This window comes from Xenorhabdus miraniensis (assembly GCF_002632615.1).
The window spans coordinates 56,801-77,505 of record NZ_NITZ01000018.1 but is presented as its reverse complement, the minus strand read 5'-3'; the positions used below and the strand labels follow the sequence as shown (position 1 = coordinate 77,505).

General features: G+C 36.3%; 14 protein-coding genes. 9 read left to right on the top strand and 5 right to left on the bottom strand.

Translation table 11 applies throughout. From position 1 onward, the window contains the following. Window positions 1–60 precede the first annotated feature (60 nt). Both Xmir_RS15970 and Xmir_RS29375 read right to left on the bottom strand, forming a co-directional pair. A complete protein-coding gene (locus Xmir_RS15970) occupies window positions 61–2,031 on the bottom strand; it encodes a type VI secretion system Vgr family protein (RefSeq protein WP_099115177.1) in 1,971 nt (656 codons plus the stop codon). Between the two features lie 549 nt (window positions 2,032–2,580). Continuing rightward, window positions 2,581–2,904: a hypothetical protein gene (locus Xmir_RS29375; protein WP_244170955.1), complete on the bottom strand. Its 324-nt coding sequence runs from the start codon at window positions 2,902–2,904 to the stop codon at window positions 2,581–2,583. Window positions 2,905–3,163: 259 nt separating this feature from the next. Here Xmir_RS29375 and Xmir_RS15960 point away from each other — a divergent pair, with 259 nt between their 5' ends. The 6 genes from Xmir_RS15960 to Xmir_RS15935 all read left to right on the top strand — a co-directional run bounded on the left by Xmir_RS15960 (window position 3,164) and on the right by Xmir_RS15935 (window position 13,723). Next, on the top strand, window positions 3,164–6,346 hold the full coding sequence (locus tag Xmir_RS15960) for an inverse autotransporter beta domain-containing protein (RefSeq protein WP_099115176.1): 3,183 nt from the start codon (window positions 3,164–3,166) through the stop codon (window positions 6,344–6,346). Window positions 6,347–6,617: 271 nt separating this feature from the next. Continuing rightward, a complete protein-coding gene (locus Xmir_RS15955; protein WP_099115175.1) occupies window positions 6,618–8,528 on the top strand; it encodes a hypothetical protein in 1,911 nt (636 codons plus the stop codon). 181 nt (window positions 8,529–8,709) lie between these two features. After that, window positions 8,710–10,224 carry a hypothetical protein gene (locus Xmir_RS15950; RefSeq protein WP_099115174.1) on the top strand — a complete coding sequence of 505 codons (1,515 nt, stop codon included), beginning with the start codon at window positions 8,710–8,712 and terminating at the stop codon, window positions 10,222–10,224. 11 nt (window positions 10,225–10,235) lie between these two features. Beyond that, complete coding sequence (locus Xmir_RS15945; protein ID WP_099115173.1) at window positions 10,236–11,591, top strand: hypothetical protein; 1,356 nt, start codon at window positions 10,236–10,238, stop codon at window positions 11,589–11,591. 10 nt (window positions 11,592–11,601) lie between these two features. After that, complete coding sequence (locus Xmir_RS15940; protein ID WP_145956914.1) at window positions 11,602–13,215, top strand: hypothetical protein; 1,614 nt, start codon at window positions 11,602–11,604, stop codon at window positions 13,213–13,215. Window positions 13,216–13,420: 205 nt separating this feature from the next. Beyond that, window positions 13,421–13,723, top strand: a complete 303-nt coding sequence (locus tag Xmir_RS15935) for a hypothetical protein (RefSeq protein ID WP_099115171.1) — start codon at window positions 13,421–13,423, stop codon at window positions 13,721–13,723. Between the two features lie 57 nt (window positions 13,724–13,780). Here Xmir_RS15935 and Xmir_RS15930 read toward each other — a convergent pair whose 3' ends face one another. Together Xmir_RS15930 and Xmir_RS15925 are read right to left on the bottom strand one after the other, a co-directional pair. Continuing rightward, window positions 13,781–14,332, bottom strand: a complete 552-nt coding sequence (locus Xmir_RS15930) for an NADPH-dependent FMN reductase (RefSeq protein WP_099115170.1) — start codon at window positions 14,330–14,332, stop codon at window positions 13,781–13,783. A 467-nt stretch (window positions 14,333–14,799) separates the two neighbouring features. Next, window positions 14,800–15,783 carry a methyltransferase gene (locus Xmir_RS15925; protein WP_167385999.1) on the bottom strand — a complete coding sequence of 328 codons (984 nt, stop codon included), beginning with the start codon at window positions 15,781–15,783 and terminating at the stop codon, window positions 14,800–14,802. A gap of 442 nt (window positions 15,784–16,225) precedes the next feature. Here Xmir_RS15925 and Xmir_RS15920 point away from each other — a divergent pair, with 442 nt between their 5' ends. Continuing rightward, window positions 16,226–17,047 carry an intradiol ring-cleavage dioxygenase gene (locus tag Xmir_RS15920; RefSeq protein ID WP_099115168.1) on the top strand — a complete coding sequence of 274 codons (822 nt, stop codon included), beginning with the start codon at window positions 16,226–16,228 and terminating at the stop codon, window positions 17,045–17,047. Between the two features lie 312 nt (window positions 17,048–17,359). Here Xmir_RS15920 and tpx read toward each other — a convergent pair whose 3' ends face one another. Beyond that, window positions 17,360–17,863 (bottom strand): thiol peroxidase, encoded by a 504-nt coding sequence (tpx, locus tag Xmir_RS15915; RefSeq protein ID WP_099115167.1) that lies wholly within the window; start codon window positions 17,861–17,863, stop codon window positions 17,360–17,362. Window positions 17,864–18,062: 199 nt separating this feature from the next. Between tpx and Xmir_RS15910 the strand changes: the two genes are divergently transcribed. Next, window positions 18,063–19,679, top strand: coding sequence for a peptide ABC transporter substrate-binding protein (locus Xmir_RS15910; RefSeq protein ID WP_099115166.1), 1,617 nt, complete (start codon window positions 18,063–18,065; stop codon window positions 19,677–19,679). Window positions 19,680–19,717: 38 nt separating this feature from the next. Further along, window positions 19,718–20,701: a zinc transporter ZntB gene (zntB, locus tag Xmir_RS15905; protein ID WP_099115165.1), complete on the top strand. Its 984-nt coding sequence runs from the start codon at window positions 19,718–19,720 to the stop codon at window positions 20,699–20,701. Window positions 20,702–20,705: the final 4 nt, after the last annotated feature.

Genomic DNA, 20,705 nt, shown 5'->3' with positions numbered 1-20,705 from the left:
TTTGTATTGAATATTCATTCCCGCTAATGCTAAGAATGTATGAGGAAAATGTTCAGCAGATTAACCCAATTTGATCAGTGCAGCGTTTATAGTACACAGGGATATACCTTTAATATCGCATAACGTACCTTTAATATCGCATGTAGAACTGGATTGTATTTTCATCCTACTTCCCTTGATTTCGACAGCCCCTGTTACTGAGTCTTTTTTATTGCCTGTAACCTTGAGTTCATAGTTTCCAGTCACCTGTTGTGTAAAATTGCCGCCGACCTTTGATTGATAATTTTCACTAATTTTTTCTGATTTATTGCCAGTGATATCTGCTTTATATCCATCAGAAACAGTATATTTAATCCCGCCACCTGTGACTTCGATTTCTTTGCCTTTGGCAACCGTGGTCTTTTGTTTATCCTTGAAGTTGGCAGTTTCTGCTTTTTCTACTGTTGTTTCGCGAGTACCATCAATTTTTACGGTTTGGTTCTTCTCTATAGTGACTTTCATATCCTTTTCAGCGTGTATTTCGAAGGATTCTTTACCTTGGGCATCATCAATAAATAAATAACTGGCATTATCTTTTCCTCCCTCAAGACTGCGCGACATTATGCCTATTTTTGTCGCTTCTTTAGGTAACGTCCAGGGAGGCATATTATTTTTGTTAAAACTACGTCCCACTATAAGAGGTTCGTCCGGATTGCCATGAATAAAACTGACGATGACTTCTTCTCCAACCCGCGGAATTTGTATCATGCCAAACTTAGCACCTGCCCAATTATTGGAAACACGTACCCAGCAGGAACTTTTATCGTCTTTTGTATCGCTCCGATCCCAGTGAAACTTTAATTTGACGCGACCATGTTCATCTGTCCAAATGGTTTTGCCACTGGCACCCACAACAGTAGCCCGCTCTGTGTTTGCTACTGGCCATGGGGTGGTGCGGGGAGCCCGCCAATTTACTTTGGCTGGAATGGCTGTAAAATCGGTAACTATAATATCTTCGACTTTATCTGAATCCGGGGCAAAATAATCCATTCCCATAAAGCATGGGGCTTCGTGGAATTCATAATTTGAGCTGACAATAAGATACTCACCGTTATCTTTATCCCGTAATGCTTTTGATAACGTGAAGGTATAACCCGGAGCAATACCCGGCTCTTTACTTTTTGTCTTTATATATTGGCTATGTGCGGTATTGGATTGTTGAAGAACACGAACATAGAACTGCCCTTGTGAACTTTCGCCATAATTTCCGGGCCATTCGAACAGTTCTGTTTTTGGTACAGTGGAGTCCGGATTTTGCTGTGTTTCTTTTAGCTGAGCATTTGGTTTAAGGAAATTATAATCACTCATCGTATAAAGCTTGGGAGTAATTGAATAACTTACTGTCCAATCATATAAATAATGCTTGTCTTTTATCCTGGGAGGATAATGGTTAGGATAATATTCAATGGAGGAACATTCAGGCAGAGCAGAGTGAGATTGAGGCGAATCAGCTAATATAAGCGTGTGTTCATTCTTACCGTGTTGAAAATAATAATAAATTCCTTCGCGCTCCATTATCCGGCTCAGAAAGTCGAAATCAGTTTCTTTGTATTGAGTGCAATATTCTAATGGTTGATATTTTGCATTGAGGTTATTCTTGAATTTTATTTTATGTTTATCAAAAATATCTTTAATAATCTCAGGAACTGTTTTCTTTTGCCAGATTTTGAAATCTTTGTTCAGGGTTAATGTAAACAGAGCTGGTTGGATGATGAGTTTATACAAATAAAAATAGTCATTATAATAATCACAAATAATAGCTTCACGAACCAGTCCACTCAAATAGCGTGATTTTGCTGAAGTGTTTGCCGGATCCTTTATCTCAACAGAGAGCGGTTTGTTTCGTAATGCTTTGATATCAATGTCTTTATCATCACTAAAGAGTTCCACTTCAAAACTATAAATAGTTGACAATTTTTCTTCTCCTTTTAATGACTTAAAAAGAAAAGTGCCATCACCTAGAGAGGAGTGAGCAATAATAAATCTTCCCATCGAACTCTCCTTTTAGAACCAAAGCTACCGCATGAACCTTTATATAGAGGGCCTGAATATAAATAAAGATATGTAATATCCGTTGGTTACTGATACTAAGGAAACTATTTCTATTATCATTGATTCAGTATCTAATATTTCACACGATAAACTGTATTGCAACAAAATTATAACCATGGTTTCTTTTTTGTGACGAAATGTTACATTTTGAATAATGCTATATGTCGAATGGTGTTGTATTTGTGGGAAAAAATAAGCGGGGTCTGAAGTCCAATTGTACGGAAACGTACATCAAGTGCATTTTTTGAGCAATTCACTGAGTTACTGTCTTATCTCCTCATGATCTTCATGATTATCCTGTTTGTTCTTCTGGTGGTTTCAACAATCTACTTGAGTTCCGGACGGGTATGCGTATCACTCTAGTTACTGAGCACGCTAACCAGCCGCCTGTTTCTGGATTACAGATTGCTGGATAGCATTCAAGAGCAATTTAGAACCTGCTTTAACTAATGCACGTTCAATCTGACTGAATGCAGACATCATATGCAGTTACAGCTCTTGCATAGGTGTGCTCTCGTTAGCACTAAAAATGAGCTGTTCCTTTAGGAAAAGGAATATCAGTGCATCAGGCGAATCAAGATTGAGTTGATGCAATTGGCAGTTAATCTTTGGACGGTTGAATCTGACTGCATCAAGAGCATCAATAAATGGACAAATATCTCTGACCATTGCCGTTTCATCTGCATTAATAATAACGTTAAGCAATGCCAGTGTCTTAGCACTTTCATCAGCTAACGTCGCTCTGGGAATTCCATTTCCGGCCAAACAAAAAGGGGGGCAGGTTAGAATTAGCGAGAAGGGCTTCAATTTCAATATTGATATCGTGCAGCCAGTTCTCGAACAAGTTGTATCCATAGGTAAAATGATCACCGATATCAAATTCAAAGTCATCAAGCGTGATTTTGTAAGAGGTATCAGAAACCACCCCGTTAGGGATACGATAATTATTTTGAATTATGCTAATTCAATTTTTTTTACTAGGATTATAAATGGAAATAAATAGGATTTTTTCAAGGGATGAAGCATTAAGTGAAAAAACTCAGCCGATATAAAAATTCTGAGGTATTTATAAATGTCATCATACGCAAGCAAAATGATTCGTTTTTTTATTTTCTTCTATGCACTATTTATGCCTTCTACCATTATTAACGCTGTAGCGGAAAATAACCCTAAAAATGATAAGTTGTATACTCAATTAGCTAAAAATGATGAAACATCAGAGCTTGATATACCACAAGTTACTGGCAGCAATATCCATAGAGTTAGCCAGATTTTATCTGCTCCTCCTTCAGAACTCGTAGAACAGGCAAAATCCTATGCTTTAGGTAAATTTAATAGCACCCTATCCTCAGAAACTCAAAAATGGTTATCGCAGTTTGGTACTGCCCGAATTAACTTTGGATTAGACAGAAAATTGACGCTGAAAAATAACTCTCTCGATATCTTACTACCCATTTATGATAACAAAGCTGATTGGCTGCTTTTTTCACAACTAGGTTATCGTAATAAAGACAGCCGAAATACGATTAATTTGGGTTTAGGTGGCCGCTATTTTTATCAGAATTGGATGTATGGTTTAAACACTTTTTATGATCATGACCTTACTGGAAAAAATCAACGTATGGGGCTAGGAGGGGAAATTTGGGGTGATTTTATTAAACTCTCTGCTAATGCCTATTATCATTTAAGTGACTGGAAAAAATCACTAAACTTTGAGGATTATCGTGAGCGCCCAGCCACTGGCTATGATATCAATGGGGAATTTTTCTTGCCTTCTTACCCTAACTTGGGAATGAAGCTACTATATGAGCAATATTTAGGTGATAACGTGACTCTATTCAACCGTGACACCAAACAGAAAAATCCTAGTTTGGTTACATTAGGACTGACTTATACCCCAATACCACTATTCACAATGGGTGTGGACTATAAACAGGGGAAAAATGGTCATACTGAAACGCAGTTTTTGGCAAATTTAAATTTTAAATTAGGAGCTCCTCTTAGCGCTCAATTACTACCAGAGAATGTAGCCTCGATGAGGACGCTGACAGGCAGTCGGTACGATCTAGTGGAAAGAAATAATAATATTGTTTTGGATCATAAAGAAATAGAAAAAGAAGAGTTTATCGAGATAGAACCTATTATTGGATATGGTCATCAAGAGGTAAAAATTAACGCACCTATCTCTCCACATGCTGATATTAAAAAAATTAGCTGGGTTGTTGCAGATAAAGCATTTAAGGATAATAAAGGAAATCTAGCTTTTGATTCAGGTAAAAGCAATGTTATTACTCTTCCCTCTTATCAAGAATCCCATAAAGACGATTACATACTCGATATATTACTTACAAACAATCAGGGAAGGGAAAAAGCTATTCAGGTTCCTATAAAAGTTTTACCTTTTCTGATAGATGGAGAAGTCAATATTATTCCACCTAAATCTGCAGAATCAACTGGAAAAGAAGAAAATGGTTACACGTTTAACTCCCCCATTATCACTTATGAAGGTGCACCATCAGGAAAATTTGTAAAAAATGCCATAATTAACAAAGTCATCTGGACAACAGATCCGGCTTTAGGCGATGAATCTGGATTAGAGTTTAAGTTATGGAATAATAAGGCTGCCAGAACAAATGAAAAAGGTGAATTAACTGATGAAAAAGAGCAATTAATTCCTAATATTTTAACCAGTACAAAACCACATGAAAATGTCATTGTTTTTATACAATTGGATGGTGCGCCAAAGCAAAAAATAGGTTCAGTAACATTTAGCAAACATGAGCACCAACCTAAAATAAATTTTGATATTGCCAGTGTGGAAGTCACCAATTTCGATAAAAGCAACCCATTCATAGCTGATGGACAATCGGAATATATCTACAAGGCATTAATAAAGGAAGGGCATAATATCACTCACCAGACGTTAAAAAGTGTGCAATGGACACACGATCATGGCGGTATCGATAAAACAAAATTTCCTCAGCCCGAACCCTATTCCCCCACAGGCGGAGATAAATTTACACCCGATGAAAATGGGTACATATACGCAAAATTGAAGAGTTTTGTTAGTGTGGAAAATGTTAAAGTAACATTGACAATACCTGGATCAAATAGTGATGATACAAAGGATTTTGTAAGTAAAGATGCTGATAAAAACGTGGATTTCAGGCCTGTTCCTCAGCCTAAAATCAATTTTGATATTTCCAGTGTTGAAGTGACCAATTCCGATAAGGGCAACCCACTACTGGGTAATGGGCAATCAGAATATCACTACAAAGCATTAATTGTGGAAAAAGACAAGAAAGAAAAACGCATTACCTATCAGACGTTAAAAAATGTGCAATGGACACACGATCATGGCGGTATCGATAAAACAAAATTCCCTCAACCCGAACCCTATTCCCCCACAGGTGGAGATAAATTTAAGCCCGATGAAAATGGGTACATATATGCAAAATTGAAGAGTTCTGTTGGTGTGGAAAATGTTAAGGTAACATTGACAATACCTGGATCAAATAGTGACGATACAAAGGATTTTGTAAGTAAAAATGCAGATAAAAATGTGGATTTCAGGCCTGTTCCTCAACCTGCAGTATTGTATGTGTATAATACCTATACAGGTGAAAACAAGTACTTTGATAATAAAGGCGGTAAACGTCATCCGCGTACCATTTTTAAAACTTTACGAGGAGAATTGAGAGCTTCCATCAGTTCTGGTGCCTTCAATCAAGATGAAGTTACTTATGGTATAACTGATGTTAATGCACCAATCTATGGAGATGGGATGTTATCATTTGGTGCTGGAAATCGCGGCCCCATACAATTTCAGGCAACAGGCTCTGCCACAATAACTGCCACAATAAATAAACCAAGCGGAGAGATTCAATTCTATGAATACAAAATATTTGCCACTAAACTTATAAATACTGGTAATGCAAGATATGCAAATGTAACTGATGATAATACTTGTCCAGTTACCCCGGGTACTCCTCCCTCCATAAAAATCAGTATGTTTTCAGATAAGGAGGTTGCTGACCCTACAGATATTTATAACCTGCATAATGAATTCGGTAATTTATATAATTGGGGCGTGTTTTCGGGATATTCTGGAATGGATAAGAATAAAGTTACTATTATAGTGAAAAATACCTCCCCTGCTATTAGGGGTAAATTCAGGGTTTATGATTCTAAAAATAACACTTTTGATGATTATTCAGAAGGAGTTATTTTATGTTACAATACCACTATAAAATAACCAATGAAATGAATAATATTTCATAAAATAGTCAACACTTCACCAATGAAAAAAAGTTATCAGGTGATAACTTTTTTTCATTGGTTTTTTAGTTATTGTTTATTTACTCTAAAAAAGTAATTAAACTATTAATAATTTAACGTTGAGCTCCCACTTTATATATATTGAGTGCATTCAAAGTCATTAATTTAGTCAAGTAATTACAATTAAAATTAATTATTCAATTCATTATTATCTATAACTAGTATTAATTAAAAAATGAGGTGATAAAATGGCAGTTCCAAATAATAAAATAACACTTACAACAATCAATAAAGATGATTTGGTCATAGGTCAGAATGTAAGTTTTACTGTAACATTAAGTTCGGACCAAACTATTTCGCCGAATAGTAAGGTCACTATAAACAACACCAGTCATAATATAAAATTCACTGAGAATTCTGTTGATCTTACTTACAAAACTGGAAACCTTAAAGCTACTGCCACGTTAAGCTTTACAATACTTTCGACTGCATCAGATGGTTCACCAATTACATTTGAAGTAGATACAACTGCTACTGCTGGTAGCAAACCATTTCCCGCCACACCATTTACTGGTAAAGCTAAGGCAGCTTCGAAAAAAACAATGAAAATTTCGATTAACCCTAAAGCTGATTTAGTCATAGGTCAATATGTTAGTTTTATTGTAACATTAAATTCGGATACATCTATCCTTATGGGGAATAGTATAACTATAAATAGTAACCATAGTAAAAATATAGAATTTGATGCGAATACTGTCGCTATTACTCTCAGAGATGGAGCACTTACAGCTACTGCGGAGTTAGGGTTTACAGTACTTTCGAGTGCACAAGATGATTCAGAAATTACATTTGACGTAGAAACTGATGCTACAACGGCCGATAAAGCTACATTCCCACCTGTACACTTTCAGGGTAAAGCTAATGAAATTGATATAAGTTCATTAGCACTTTTTGTTGAAAAACCTTATCTACAAGTGCCGATAAATACTGGAATTCCTAAACCACAATATACAGCAATATATACAACTCTGAAAAATAAAAATACTCACAAAGAGTTGGTTGGTACGCCCGTATTTATTACATCGCAACAGCAAAATAAAATGGAAGAGTTTGATTTTAAGGATACCAACAATAGCAAATCTCTCTCTCTTGAAAAAGTTGGACCTATGGGTAAAGGATTGATTCTCACGTCGGATGAAAATGGCTTAGTGAGGTTTTATCTCTACACTAAAGAGTCACTAGTAAGTACACTCAAATTACTGACTCTTATTCTAACCAATGATGAAAATGGAGCTATGGCTTTAGCTAAGGTTACCATTTATGCCGTTAACTATATTAATACGGGCTATTTAAAGTCGATAGGAATACCCAATATTGTTGGTAAGGATCCTACTAATTTAGTTGCAAATATTTCAGAGTCGGGTTTCCTAACAATTATATATAGTTACCCAGGTGCATCAGTGGGGGATGTTATTTTATTTTTCGTTAATAGTAATTATACTGGGCATTCTGTAACTATTAATGATCCAGCCAAACAGTTTGGTAATTACGTAGAACTACCTTACTCGATTTTTACGATAGGTAATACATCTAATTTTTCTTATACTGCAATTAAGCCGAATGGAGACGCATTATATTCTATACCACTGCCAGTGACTTATTTAGGTGGTGTTCCTTATGAACCTGCATCGAGTGTTAAGAGAAATTACGAACTTTGCCTAGTTCATACTAGTCTTGGTGTTGACCCAAATAATATTATACCTCCTGATAATGATATTAGTTATAGTAATATCATGCAATATCCTGGATATACCCATAAAGGGTTATTTATAGAAATTATACGTTCCAATACTATTAATAGTAAAGCAAAAATATATCCAGTTCCATTAAATGTATCAGACATCACTCTAAATATGTACGTAAATTCAGACAACAAAAGTTTTACACTTTCTTATACCACTCCAATTAGCTTAACAAATATTGGTGGTAGCGGGAATAAAGATTCTATATTCTTCCACATTCCTTATGATGATATCGTTGGTGTGCAGTGGAGAGGTAATATCAGCTTTGATTATGAATTCTTCAAAGATGAAACTAAACAACATAGTAAAATTTGGAATGGTTATATTGGCACCGTGCCGACTACAGGTGATAATTAATTTATTTATTATAAAAACAAGTACTATATCCAATAATTTTTTAATTAGATTGTGATGATAAAAGATTCCTCCAGTAATATAGTTCATTATATTACTGGGGTGAGTAAACGCACCTACAGAGAGATAATTTGTAAAACGACTCGTATATCCCATATTATCACATACATGAGGAAATAAAGATATGCCTAATACAATGGAATTTTCCTTACCTTATACTGGTAATTTAATAATAGGGCAAAGTTTTTTATTTACTGTCACACTATCATCTGATGACGATATAGATGATGGTTCTACTATCTCATTTTATAATAGCAAGAATATTACTGTACCATATGATGCCATCTCCTTAACATTAGAGCATGGTAAAAAAAAAGCCACAGCAACAGTTATTCTTACTGTACTTAACGCTACAGAGGAAAATGACGAAATTTATTTTAGTGTAAAAACATCGTTAAGTGGTTTTCAACCTAAAACGCTACAATACACCGCAAGAACTATTGATTCAGATTCAGTGAGATTAAATATTGATAACCCCTTTTTGGCTGTTCCAATATTATATAATGCCTTTCAAATTGGTTCTATATCAACTAAAATTCACACAACTATAAGAGATAAGAAAGGAAAAACATTATCAGGTGTACCTGTATTTATAACATCCAATACCATTAATGAGTTAGAAGAAGTCGATATTTACAATAATGATAAAAGTAAAAAAATAAATGTTAATAAATTTGGTGACTTCCAAGGTTTTTTTGTCAACTCAGACAATAAAGGCAAGGTGGAATTCTATATTTCCCCCAGAAAATCATTACCCTTAGTTATTGAGTTGTCTTCTGCAATCCCAAACTCAACCGACGTTTCTTTTGCTAAAGACCCTATTTTTATTATTGTTGATAATATTAAAAATTACCGTCAACCTTTAGAAATAATAACGGCTATTGACGGTAACTTAACTTCTAAAGGAGAAAGTAAATTTTGGGTAGATATGTCACCGTGTGGTGATCATGAAATTGGTGACTTTTTGTTATTCTTTGTTAATAAGAAATATAAGTACTACACTAGAGTTCTTACTAAAAACAAAAATTCATCCTGTTTAATAGAGTTGCCTTATTTTATTTTTAAAAAAGATGATCCATCAAAATTATCTTATTTTTTAATTCAATCAAGTGGCTCTATAATGGCTAAATCTATGCCTGCCGATGTCACTTACAGAGGAAGACCAAATAAACCGTGGAATGATATTGATAGAATATATGAACCTTGTCAGGTTTATTCTAGCTTTGATGAGCTTATAAACCAAGATGGTGCTATCAATAATAAAAGTATATCTAATTATGCCCATAATCCAGATGATGCAGGTTTGTTTGTCAGAATAACAGGAACTAATGATAATAGGGATGGTACTAAAGTAAAACTTGGATCAGAAGTCATTTTAACTTTATATATTAACTCGAGCACCAAAACAATAACACATGTTTTTAAAGGTAGAATGCCTTATCAGCCAGATAACAGAGGAGGAAAAATAGCAACATTGAAATTTAATATACCTTATAACTTATTGAATAATAACTTGGCATTTCCATATCATGATGGAGAGATATTCTTTGATTATCAAATTGGTTATGATGATGATAGTGATGTGACATATGGAGAGATTTGGTCAGGTCATATTGTTACAATTTCAAATGATTTTTAGCAAGGTGATTTATGAGTAAGAAAAATATTTTATCACCACCTGAATTTCCTCAAGAAAATTCAGGTGGGGTAATTAGTATTCCCGACATTATGGCAATGCACACTAATTATTTAATGATGAAATTAAATAAATATGAAGGTGTGGAGTTATTAGATAAAATAGTAGGAGAGATTTATTTAAAAAATAATCCCAATGCTAAAGTTAAAAGTGTTCATTATCATGTTGCACAAGATCAACTAGAAAATGATTTTTATGTTTTGTTGTTCCATGTGAATGAAATAGATATATCTGGCACATGTGAAGCTAAATATACAGTGACAAGTTTAAGTGGCAATCAACTTTATTCGCCAACATCGGATATCCTAATTATAGGAGATAATAATATGAGTGATTATGACAATGAAGTAATTTTTCTTGATGCTAAAAATTCCATATTATATTTGCATAAAATACATCTGGAAGGTGGGGTTAGAGTTCGTTTGAAATTCAAAGGATTGGTCCCTTATGACTCTATGGTTATTACAGCTAAATTTTTGGGAGAGTATGATGGGGAATTACTAGAGATGAAATCTAATAACATCGTATTAAGCCAAGATGATATAAACAACGGTTATGCAGATTATACGTTAAAGACAAATAATATCAATTTTTTAGAAGTAAAATCTGTTATTGTGAAACTCTCTGTTCCTAATAAAAAAATAACGTCTAATTATTTTAAAATTTCCATTTTTAATGATTTAGATACTGTCAATATTAAAGTGCAAACAACCAAAAATATTGGCTTTATCGATAGTGATCATCCAGAAATAAAGCCTTTTTTAACAGCAGTTATATATACGGGTTCAAATAGTAAGCCAATTCATGCTCAACTAACAAATGCTCGCTTTGGTAATAATGGTGATAATAATACAATATTGGATAATATAGACGCAAATGGTGTAGGTTATCTTCATATCTATAGTAATGATATTAATAAAAACAGTGTATTAACTCTTAACTATGAAGATCCTGTTATTGCCTATAAAGTCCCTTTGGATTTTTCAAATTGGATGTCGTCTGCTGGAGATGATTTTATTTATACTTATAGTTCTTATGGTGTTGCTGATGGAGTTTGTCAATGTTTTCTCCTTATTAAACTTATATCAATGAAAGTTACTGAAATTAAAGTAGCCTTCGAAAGTCCTGATATTAAGATCAATGGAAAAAGTAATATTTTAGACATATATAATCCTGATGCTAATAATATATTAGTTTATGAGTTGACATCCACGAAAGCTGTCCGAAGTCAATTTACTATTAATGTCAGTGGTATTTCTATTGATCAGATTCATCATACTATTGTTTTTGTCGATTCTCTTACACTTTGAGTAAGATTATATGAAGACTTCAATAAATTTTTCTCCATCTCCTGAAATTTTCCAAGGAAGGTCGGCTACTAAGATTCACCTTTCAGTTTACGAGTCAGATATGACATTGCCTGGATTAGACTTAATTTTTGAATGTTCATTAGGCAGTTTTGTAGTTAATGGTCAAGATACAGGCCAAAAAAAATTGTCTGGTAGCACAAATGGCGTAGGGGAAGCTTCTATCCTGATCGCAGGCCCGGATGTAGGTGGTAATGGGCAATTGACGGTCTTTTTTCAGGAGAGTGGTAACCAGATTGCTATACAACCTTACCATTTCAAAGCTACGGCATCTTATTCACTTAATTTTAATGTCATTAATGATTATGCAATGGCTGATGGTGAACAGTATAACAAAGTCAGGGCAACGCTTACGGGAACAGGTTCAGGAGTAAATCTCGCCAATCGTAAGCTGAATTTAAAAGTTACAGGTTTCGCTTCTTTTGAGAAAGGCCAGCTAACTCAGACCACTTCTGTTGATACTGACCCATCGGGAAATGTGAATTTTAAACTCTATAACACACATAAAGAGGGTGAAAATGTAACACTCACTGGTTTTTTAGATGTCAGCGAAACCGCTCACGCAACCGCACCAATCCATTTTCAACCTAATCTGGATTGTGACGTTTCTCCTCCTCCTGAAGGAAAATATATTAGAACAATCTTTACTTATTCCATTAATAATCAACAGTACCTTTTGCGTCAGCGCAAATGTGATCATCTGGTGACTGTACACAAGCTCATGGCAGGCGGACAGCAAGGGGAGCAAACTTCTACCGGACAGAAATGGGTAAACTTTTATGATTTAATATTTCCTTTTGTTCTTGGAGAAGAGCAATATATTTTTGGGTTAGCCAAGAATTTTATTAATGTGGCACAAGGTACAAATAAATCATTTTGGATGATTGCAAAGTTGGATACGAATGGTAATAAAACAATGATTGATCATGGCTTCTGGGATCACTCTTGGGATATTGGCTTTGCTTTTCCAATCAAGCTATCTAGTACTGAAACTAAGCAATTTATCTATCTTCATTGTAGAGAACCTGACAGTGCAGGAGAATATCGTTATATAATTCGTGAAATAAATCAAAATGGAAAAATGGGTAGTATATCAGATAAAAAAACAACCCGTTATTTCATTGATAATGCTATATTTTTTACAGGAGGAGATAAAGTATACTTGAAAATATATTATCAGGACTCCAATGATGATTATTATAATAGAGACTATGAATTAAACAATGATGGATTTGTAGGGAATAAGGTATATAGCCATGAGTTCGGTGAATTAGATTTCAAAACTGATATTTCCTTTTCATATTTTATTAATAATGTTGGATATGATGCAGGACAAAATGCTATCGATAATTATTTTTTCGTTAATAAAAATTATAGTAACGGTATATATTCGCCTGAAACTGCAATTACTTATATAAGTTTGGATAAATATTATCCATATATGATTCCTTTTAAAATTGATAATCATCAATATTTTATTCGACAAGATCAAAGCGAAAATCATTGGATTATTCAAGAAATTCTTGCTGAAGGTCAACTTGGCTCAAAAACAGATTTTAGAGGATAATTTTTTATAAGACTTGGATTCACCTAATAAATGCAATTTCTAAGAAAGGCGGTTAGTTGTGGGGAGGTGATCAATTCTGCATTAAATAAAAAGATAGGGATTTGGCCTAAAGGCCTTGATATGATTGGGGTATAAGGATAAGAGGCGATTTTGCACTAGTCAGAGAGGATTGCCTGCATTACCCGGTTCGGTTCAGGGAATGCGCATGGCATTGAACCGATTAACCGGGGCGCACCCGGAGTTTGTTCGTCAGCGTCAGGGCAGTAAGGCAATGGAGTATCATATTGATTGTTTACCGGATGCCGCCCCGGATGCCGTGCGCCGCCAGTATTTTGCGGCCGTACTGGCACAGTCCGTTAAGCAGGATGCGATCAATATCCCGGTGGAGGCATCATCATTTTTCATGCTCCGTGGTTTTGATGGTTTGTTTGGCGACGATTATCAGATCATAAATGAAGCCTTTTTTCTACCTAAAATAGATGGTTACTGCTTAAGATCCTGTATATGATTGGGTGCTAGTTTCATCTTCTTTCCTTAACCATTAAGTACGAAAAAATATCAGTATTCAGCGCGATGCTGCCAGACTGTGTTCAATGTTGCTCCACAGGATTTTCAATCTAGGCCCGATATCAGGGTGATCAACCAACATATGCTCTGTGGCATCAGGGATAACATAAGGTTCAGCAAGTGTTGCGCGGGGACTACACTCTTCTATCAAGCGACAACCCATAGTTTGTAGCGTTTCAGCGAGTTGTGACTGCGCAAGTTCGGCACGAATCGCGATGTTGGGAAACGCCAGTGGCTTGTCGACCAAGTCTCCACTGCTAACTATCCAATCCAGCGCATTTTTCATTACTCCTGTCACACCATGTGCATACTCCGGACTGACCAATAAAATCAAATCTGCCCGAGCCAGCGCATTACGCCAGTGCAAGACTTCAGGAAAATTTTTGTCTTCGTTATCTGCGTTAAAGAGGGGAATTGTGTCCAGATCTGAATAGATCTCAAAGTTTATATTGTCAGGGCAAACCCGATCCATAGCGCGCAAAAAAAGAGTATTCAGTGACGCTTTGCGCAGGCTACCTGAGATACCTAAAATATTGTATGTACTTTTCATCAAACTAACTCTCCCAACCCTGTAGCGGGTATTGCATCAAATCAAAACTTACCCGCCGATGATATGTATCGCGCAGGAGCTTCTGAAAGAGACCATATTCGCTTTCAGTATGGTAATCTCCACATAATGTCATTTATGCCTAAAAATCATTTTATTTTAGTCTGATAAATCAGCATTAGAGTTTGTCCATCTAGGCTAGCATTAGTTTAAGTAAATTTATTCAATTATTCTATTGAATGTCAAGATAAGACTAGCCATGATCGAATCCAATTTTCCACTCTCTGTAAAAACTTTCGTGATACTATTAGCTTGCTATATTTTAAACACCGAAGAAGCGCTGTCCGTTTGTACCATCTAACATCTTTAGCATGTTAAAAAATATCTTCATCACGATTTTTCAGGCCTGTCCAGTTATACGTGGATGTTAACGTTGAAAAAAGAGCACTCATTCCCTTGTGCGCCTAAATTCATTTTTTCATTTCAATAATGTAGTAGCTGCCATTTTCTGTGGAAAAATTCAAGTTGTAGATATTTGTAATAGATAATCCAGCCTGTTTTGCCATAAATTCAAATTCTGATTGATACCGTTTCCGGCCTAACAAAAGGGTATCCATATATAAATCAAATGACGCTGGATCATTTGGTTCTTTAATCATATCGATAACATATAAAACGGAATCTTCTCGCATTGCTTTATGGCAATTTTTCAGAATATCAATGGCTTGGTTATCTGGCCAATCATCCAAAACATTTTTTATGCTATAAGCATCATATCCTGATGGAATAGCAGAAAAGAAATTGCCATTAATGAAAGTAATTTCTTCTGATTCTTGCCTGGTAAAATCATATTGATCCATGACGTGACATTGGATATGTGGGTAATGAATTTTGATATTTTTTGAAAAAGAACCTACTCCACCCCCGATATCAATAAATGAAGAAATGCCATTTAGAGGAATGTGTTCGATAATATGTTTATTCATCTCATCGGTCATTTTTGCCAATAAATTATCAAAAATCGCTTTGATAGTTTTATTATTTTCATGATTGAGATAATCAAAAAATGGCTCATGATGGGTAAGTTCAAAAGCAGATTTTTTATTCCTTTTACTTAAGGACGCGCTGTATTGTGACCAAGCATTCCAGAAGGCAGGATCTAATTCGAATCTTATATATAATGTTTCAAAGCTGTTTGGATCACTGAGTGATGCCCATTGTTCAGTAAGGTAAAATTTATCATCTTTTTTTGTTAACACATTAAGTGTCTGCATATAATCCAATAACCTATGGAATCTATCTTGATAAACACGGCATAGCTGAGAAAGTTGTTCCACTGTTTTGCCATCTTGAGTACTTAAATCTTGGGTACTTAAATATAGTGGTGCTTTGCTGTCTACAAAAGCAAATAGTGCATTCGATTTACGATAGGCAGTAACTATTTCCAATGACATTATTATTTTCCTATTCAAATTTTTAAATAGATTGATTAGCCTAATTTTTGGAACTATTGGCTTAATGGACATACCCTAAAACCTCAAGTTAACTTGAGGTCAAGTAATATTTATCTAATTACATCTAATATTTTTTGTCATGTATTAAATAGTTAGTTGTTGGATAACATAAAGAACCTTGGGGCACTTATGCACTCACAGGCCAACCAGATTTCAAATGCGAGCTGCTACATTTATTATTCCGGTGCCTTTTTATATATGATTTAATCATACTTAATTAGATGTATTTCATTTAATAGCAATGCGATACATAATTTAATTCTATTTAAAGAAGAGGGAATTATATATATTTAGATACCGTATAACTATCTGAATCCGCAGATTAAACTATAGCTTACCAATTTACTATACAACAATTAAATGATATATAAGGAGCCACTTTATGAAAAATGAAAGAAGACTTTTTCTGAAAAAAGCGGGTGTTACTGGTGCCGTATTTTCATTATTACCTCTGGTTCCGGCAGGAGTTTTCGCCTCTTCACATAGTCAACCAAAGAAAGAGGGTGGTATTGGTATAGGTGTTTGCGAGATGACCCCAGAGGAAATGTCAGGTCCATATTTTGTAAATAACAAATTGCTGAGAAGGAATATAACAGAGGATGAACCAGGAATACCGCTTTTATTGACAATGAAAGTCATTGATTCTGTAACCTGTAAACCGTTACAGGATATCCTTATTGATATATGGCATTGTAATGCAATGGGAAAGTATTCAGGTTGGAAATACATAAACCCAGACCTTAAGGCTCCATCTAGTAATATAGGGACAATTTCAAGAACTGATGAAAGCACATTTCTTCGTGGGGCACAAAGGACAGACAAAGAAGGCATAGTCAGATTCACCACAATTTTCCCCGGTTTTTATGCCGGAAGAGCCATACATATTCATTTATCAGCAAGGAATGCGAACGTACAAAAAAGACAGGAAGATAAATTCTATTTTGTAGGCCAACTCTATTTCCCTGAGGATATATCTGAAGAAGTCATGAATAATGATATGTATTCTCCAAGGGATGTTAACAGGCTTAAAAATGAAGATGATTCTATCTTTTCTGGAGTTAAAAATAGAGCTGCAATTTTGACAGTAAAAAAAATCGGTGATAATCCATTGGATGGATTACACGGAAAGATAGTTTTATCTATCAATAAAGACAATGTGTCCAAGAAAATAACCCCTAAGGACTTGGCTAAATACACTGTGTAGGTGTAATGACCTTATTCATGCGATAACCGCCAACATTTAATCTATTGATTTGTTGGTTTTTTTTATTCATGTGTCAAAAACGGTCGTTTTCGGCACATCTAATAGGGGTATCCACTTTTTCGTGAGAGGTGGTTTTTTAAGCGGTTGTGGGGTGGTTATTTGTAATATGGTGAGAGTGGTTCAGATATCTCTGAATAAACTGGCGGCGATGGGTTCACTCATTGTGAAATCATCGCCGCCATAAAAATTTATTATAAAACAATTAATTTGCTGTGCCGTAAAACAAAGGCAATATTATCAATAATAAAATAATTATTTTAAAGCTGATAATGCACTGTCATAGTCAGGTTCATTAGTGATTTCATCGACTAACTGACTATAAATAACTTGGTTATTTTCATCCAAAATAACAACAGCACGTGCAGTTAAACCACCCAGTGGGCCTTCGGCTATTGCAACGCCGTAATCTTCCTGAAACTTTCCACCACGAAGTGTGGAAAGAGTAACGACGTTAGACAAACCTTCAGAACCACAGAAACGAGACTGAGCAAAAGGCAAATCTGCTGAAATGCACAGTACAACAGTATTGTCCAACTCACTGGCAAGTTGATTGAATTTACGGACAGATGTGGCACAAACACCGGTGTCGATGCTTGGGAAAATGTTAAGCACTTTACGTTTGCCTGCATATTGGCTCAATGCAACATCGGCAAGATCTTTAGCAACCAGAGTGAAATCTTTCGCTGCCTGGCCTGCTTGTGGAAAATCTCCGTTAACGGTGATGTCACTACCTTGGAACTTGACTGTTTGTGTCATGGTTTTCTCCCTCTATAAAATAAACTGCGCCATCAGTGTAAAGGACCGCCAGTGTAAAGGACTGCCAGTGTAAAGGAATAATGCGATCTTGCCCACAAAAATAGACGCAATATTCATGAAATACTCAGGCTCCCGTTAATTAACAATGTCTTATAATATATTTTTAGGATAATTATTAGACTCATAAGGCAAAAGAATCATGTATCGTTTTTCGTTACTCTCCTCTGTATTACTGATGACCGGGCTTTCTTTTTCTGTTTCTGCCGCCCATGTCCCCGCCGGCACTCAACTTGATCCTCGTCAGGAATTGGTTCGTCAATTGAAAGATGAACCTGCATCGCTAGACCCGATAAAATCTTTCGGTTTGACTGAGGCGCAAGTATTGCGTGATCTGTTTGAAGGTCTGGTAAATCAAGATGCTCATGGTCAAGCCATTCCGGGCGTTGCTATTGACTGGAAAACAACAGATAACAAAACATGGATATTTACACTGCGTCATGATGCCCGTTGGTCTAATGGTGACAGTGTCACAGCCTCTGATTTTGTTTATAGCTGGCAGAGATTGGTCAATCCTGCCAACGCCTCTTCTTTTTCTTGGTTTGCTGCCTTATCAGGTATTCAGAATGCACAAGAAATCATTGATGGGAAATTACCGCCGGAAAAATTGGGCGTGGAAGCTATCGATCCTTACACGTTAAAGGTGAGTCTGGATCGGCCTGTACCTTATTTTCCTAGCATGACAACCAATTTTAGTCTCTATCCGGTCAATAAGCAGAGCGTCGAAAAATATGGCAATGATTGGACCCGGGTCGGGAATCTGGTTGGTAATGGTGCATTTATGTTAACGGGGCGGGTTGTGAATGAAAAAATTGTCCTGAAGCCAACCCCCTATTATTGGGATAACAAAAATACGGTACTGACAAAAGTTACCTTCATGCCCATCAATCAGGAGTCTCATGCAACCAAACGTTATCTGGCGGGAGATCTGGATATTACGGAGTCTTTCCCTAAAAACATGTACCAGAAATTATTGCGGGAACTTCCGGGGCAAGTTTTTACGCCGGATCAGCTGGGAACATACTACTATGCTTTTAACACAAAACGGGCGCCAACAAATGATGTTCGGGTGAGACAAGCACTTTCCATGACAATAGACAGGAACTTAATTGCGAAAAAAGTGGTGGGTACGGGAGAAAAACCGGCATGGCGTTTTACTCCTGATGTTACGGCAGGCTTTCAGCCAGAGAAAAGCCGGCAGGAAACATTCACTCAACAAGAGCTTGATAATCAGGCGAAGGCATTGTTGAAAGCCGCCGGATATGGCCCTGAAAACCCATTAAAAATATCATTACTTTATAACAATCTGGAAAACAACCAGCGGATAGCGATCGCCATTAGCTCAGAATGGAAGAAAAAATTGGGCGTGGAGGTGAAATTAGTTAATCAGGAGTGGAAAACCTACGTTGATAACCGTAACACGGGTAATTTCGATGTGGTCAGGGCGTCCTGGACCGGGGATTATAACGAACCATCAAGTTTCCTGTCGCTTTTGACATCCACTCACAGTGGCAATATCGCGAAATTCCACAATGCTGAATATGATGCGTTGCTTAAAGCCGCCAGTAATGAAACTGACGATGTAATCAGGAACCGCGATTACAATCAGGCAGAAAAAATGCTCGCAGAACAAGCGCCCATTGTTCCGATTTATCAATATACCAATGGTCGATTGATCAAAACGTGGTTAAAAGGATACCCGATCACCAATCCTGAAGATGTGGCCTATAGTCATAACATGTATATCATCAAGCACTAAACTAAGTACAAAAAGATAAGTACGAACAAGGAGCAGATGTGGAAACGATCTATGGCTCAGTATTCAAAGGCTCAAATGCCATTTATTCCTGCCAGTTGAATGGTCAAGGGGGGATGGTGACATTGGGGGAAAATTCACTCGCCACCGCAGAACAGCCATTTTGGCAACATCTTGACTATAAAAATCAGGAGAGCCATCAATGGCTGATGAATACCACGTTGTTAACACTTCCTGTCAAGGAGGGATTAATGAATGAAAGTATTCGTCCGAAGGTGCTGCGCACGGGTGAAGGCACTTTGATTACGTTGAGATCGGTGAACCGCAATGATAATGCGCGGCCTGATCATTTAGTCTCGTTCCGCATCTATGTTAATGACAGGATTATTATCTCCAGCCGTCATCGGAGAATTCATTCCATTGATCAAATTTTGGATGATTTACACAACGGCGTTGGTGCAAAAAGTACGGGTCACTGGTTGGTTGAAATCGCCGGGGCAATGACGGATGAAGTGAATGATTTTATCGAAGAGCTGCATGATAACCTGATTGAACTTGAGGATAATATCTTAGAGCAAAAAATACCTGGTCGTGGGGAGTTGGTATTGCTGCGCAAACAATTAATCGTCCTGCGCCGGTATATGGCGCCTCAACGTGATGTTTTCATTCGCTTAGCCAGTGAGCGGTTACCATGGATGAGTGACGAAGAACGTCACTTAATGCAGGAAATTGCCGATCGCTTGGGGCGGGGCTTGGATGATCTTGATAGTTGTATTGCCCGGACTGCGGTTCTTGCGGATGAAATTGCATCTATGATGGCGGATGCCATGAATCGCCGCTCTTACATCATGTCTCTGTTGGCAATGATATTCTTGCCAACAACTTTTTTGACAGGGTTATTTGGTGTCAATTTGGGTGGGATACCCGGCAATGCCTATCGGTTTGGGTTCGGCTTATTCAGCTTTTTCTTATCGGTATTGATAGTTATTTTCGCCTGGTGGTTAAGGCGCAGTAAGTGGTTATAGAGAG

Coding starts and splice junctions, on each gene's coding strand:
- Xmir_RS15935 (WP_099115171.1), top strand. CDS start 13,421: ATGGCATTGAACCGATTAACCGGGGCGCACCCGGAGTTTGTTCGTCAG.
- Xmir_RS15970 (WP_099115177.1), bottom strand. CDS start 2,031: ATGGGAAGATTTATTATTGCTCACTCCTCTCTAGGTGATGGCACTTTT.
- Xmir_RS15925 (WP_167385999.1), bottom strand. CDS start 15,783: ATGTCATTGGAAATAGTTACTGCCTATCGTAAATCGAATGCACTATTT.
- Xmir_RS15910 (WP_099115166.1), top strand. CDS start 18,063: ATGTATCGTTTTTCGTTACTCTCCTCTGTATTACTGATGACCGGGCTT.
- Xmir_RS15950 (WP_099115174.1), top strand. CDS start 8,710: ATGCCTAATACAATGGAATTTTCCTTACCTTATACTGGTAATTTAATA.
- Xmir_RS15920 (WP_099115168.1), top strand. CDS start 16,226: ATGAAAAATGAAAGAAGACTTTTTCTGAAAAAAGCGGGTGTTACTGGT.
- tpx (WP_099115167.1), bottom strand. CDS start 17,863: ATGACACAAACAGTCAAGTTCCAAGGTAGTGACATCACCGTTAACGGA.
- Xmir_RS15960 (WP_099115176.1), top strand. CDS start 3,164: ATGTCATCATACGCAAGCAAAATGATTCGTTTTTTTATTTTCTTCTAT.
- Xmir_RS15955 (WP_099115175.1), top strand. CDS start 6,618: ATGGCAGTTCCAAATAATAAAATAACACTTACAACAATCAATAAAGAT.
- Xmir_RS15930 (WP_099115170.1), bottom strand. CDS start 14,332: ATGAAAAGTACATACAATATTTTAGGTATCTCAGGTAGCCTGCGCAAA.
- Xmir_RS15940 (WP_145956914.1), top strand. CDS start 11,602: ATGAAGACTTCAATAAATTTTTCTCCATCTCCTGAAATTTTCCAAGGA.
- Xmir_RS15945 (WP_099115173.1), top strand. CDS start 10,236: ATGAGTAAGAAAAATATTTTATCACCACCTGAATTTCCTCAAGAAAAT.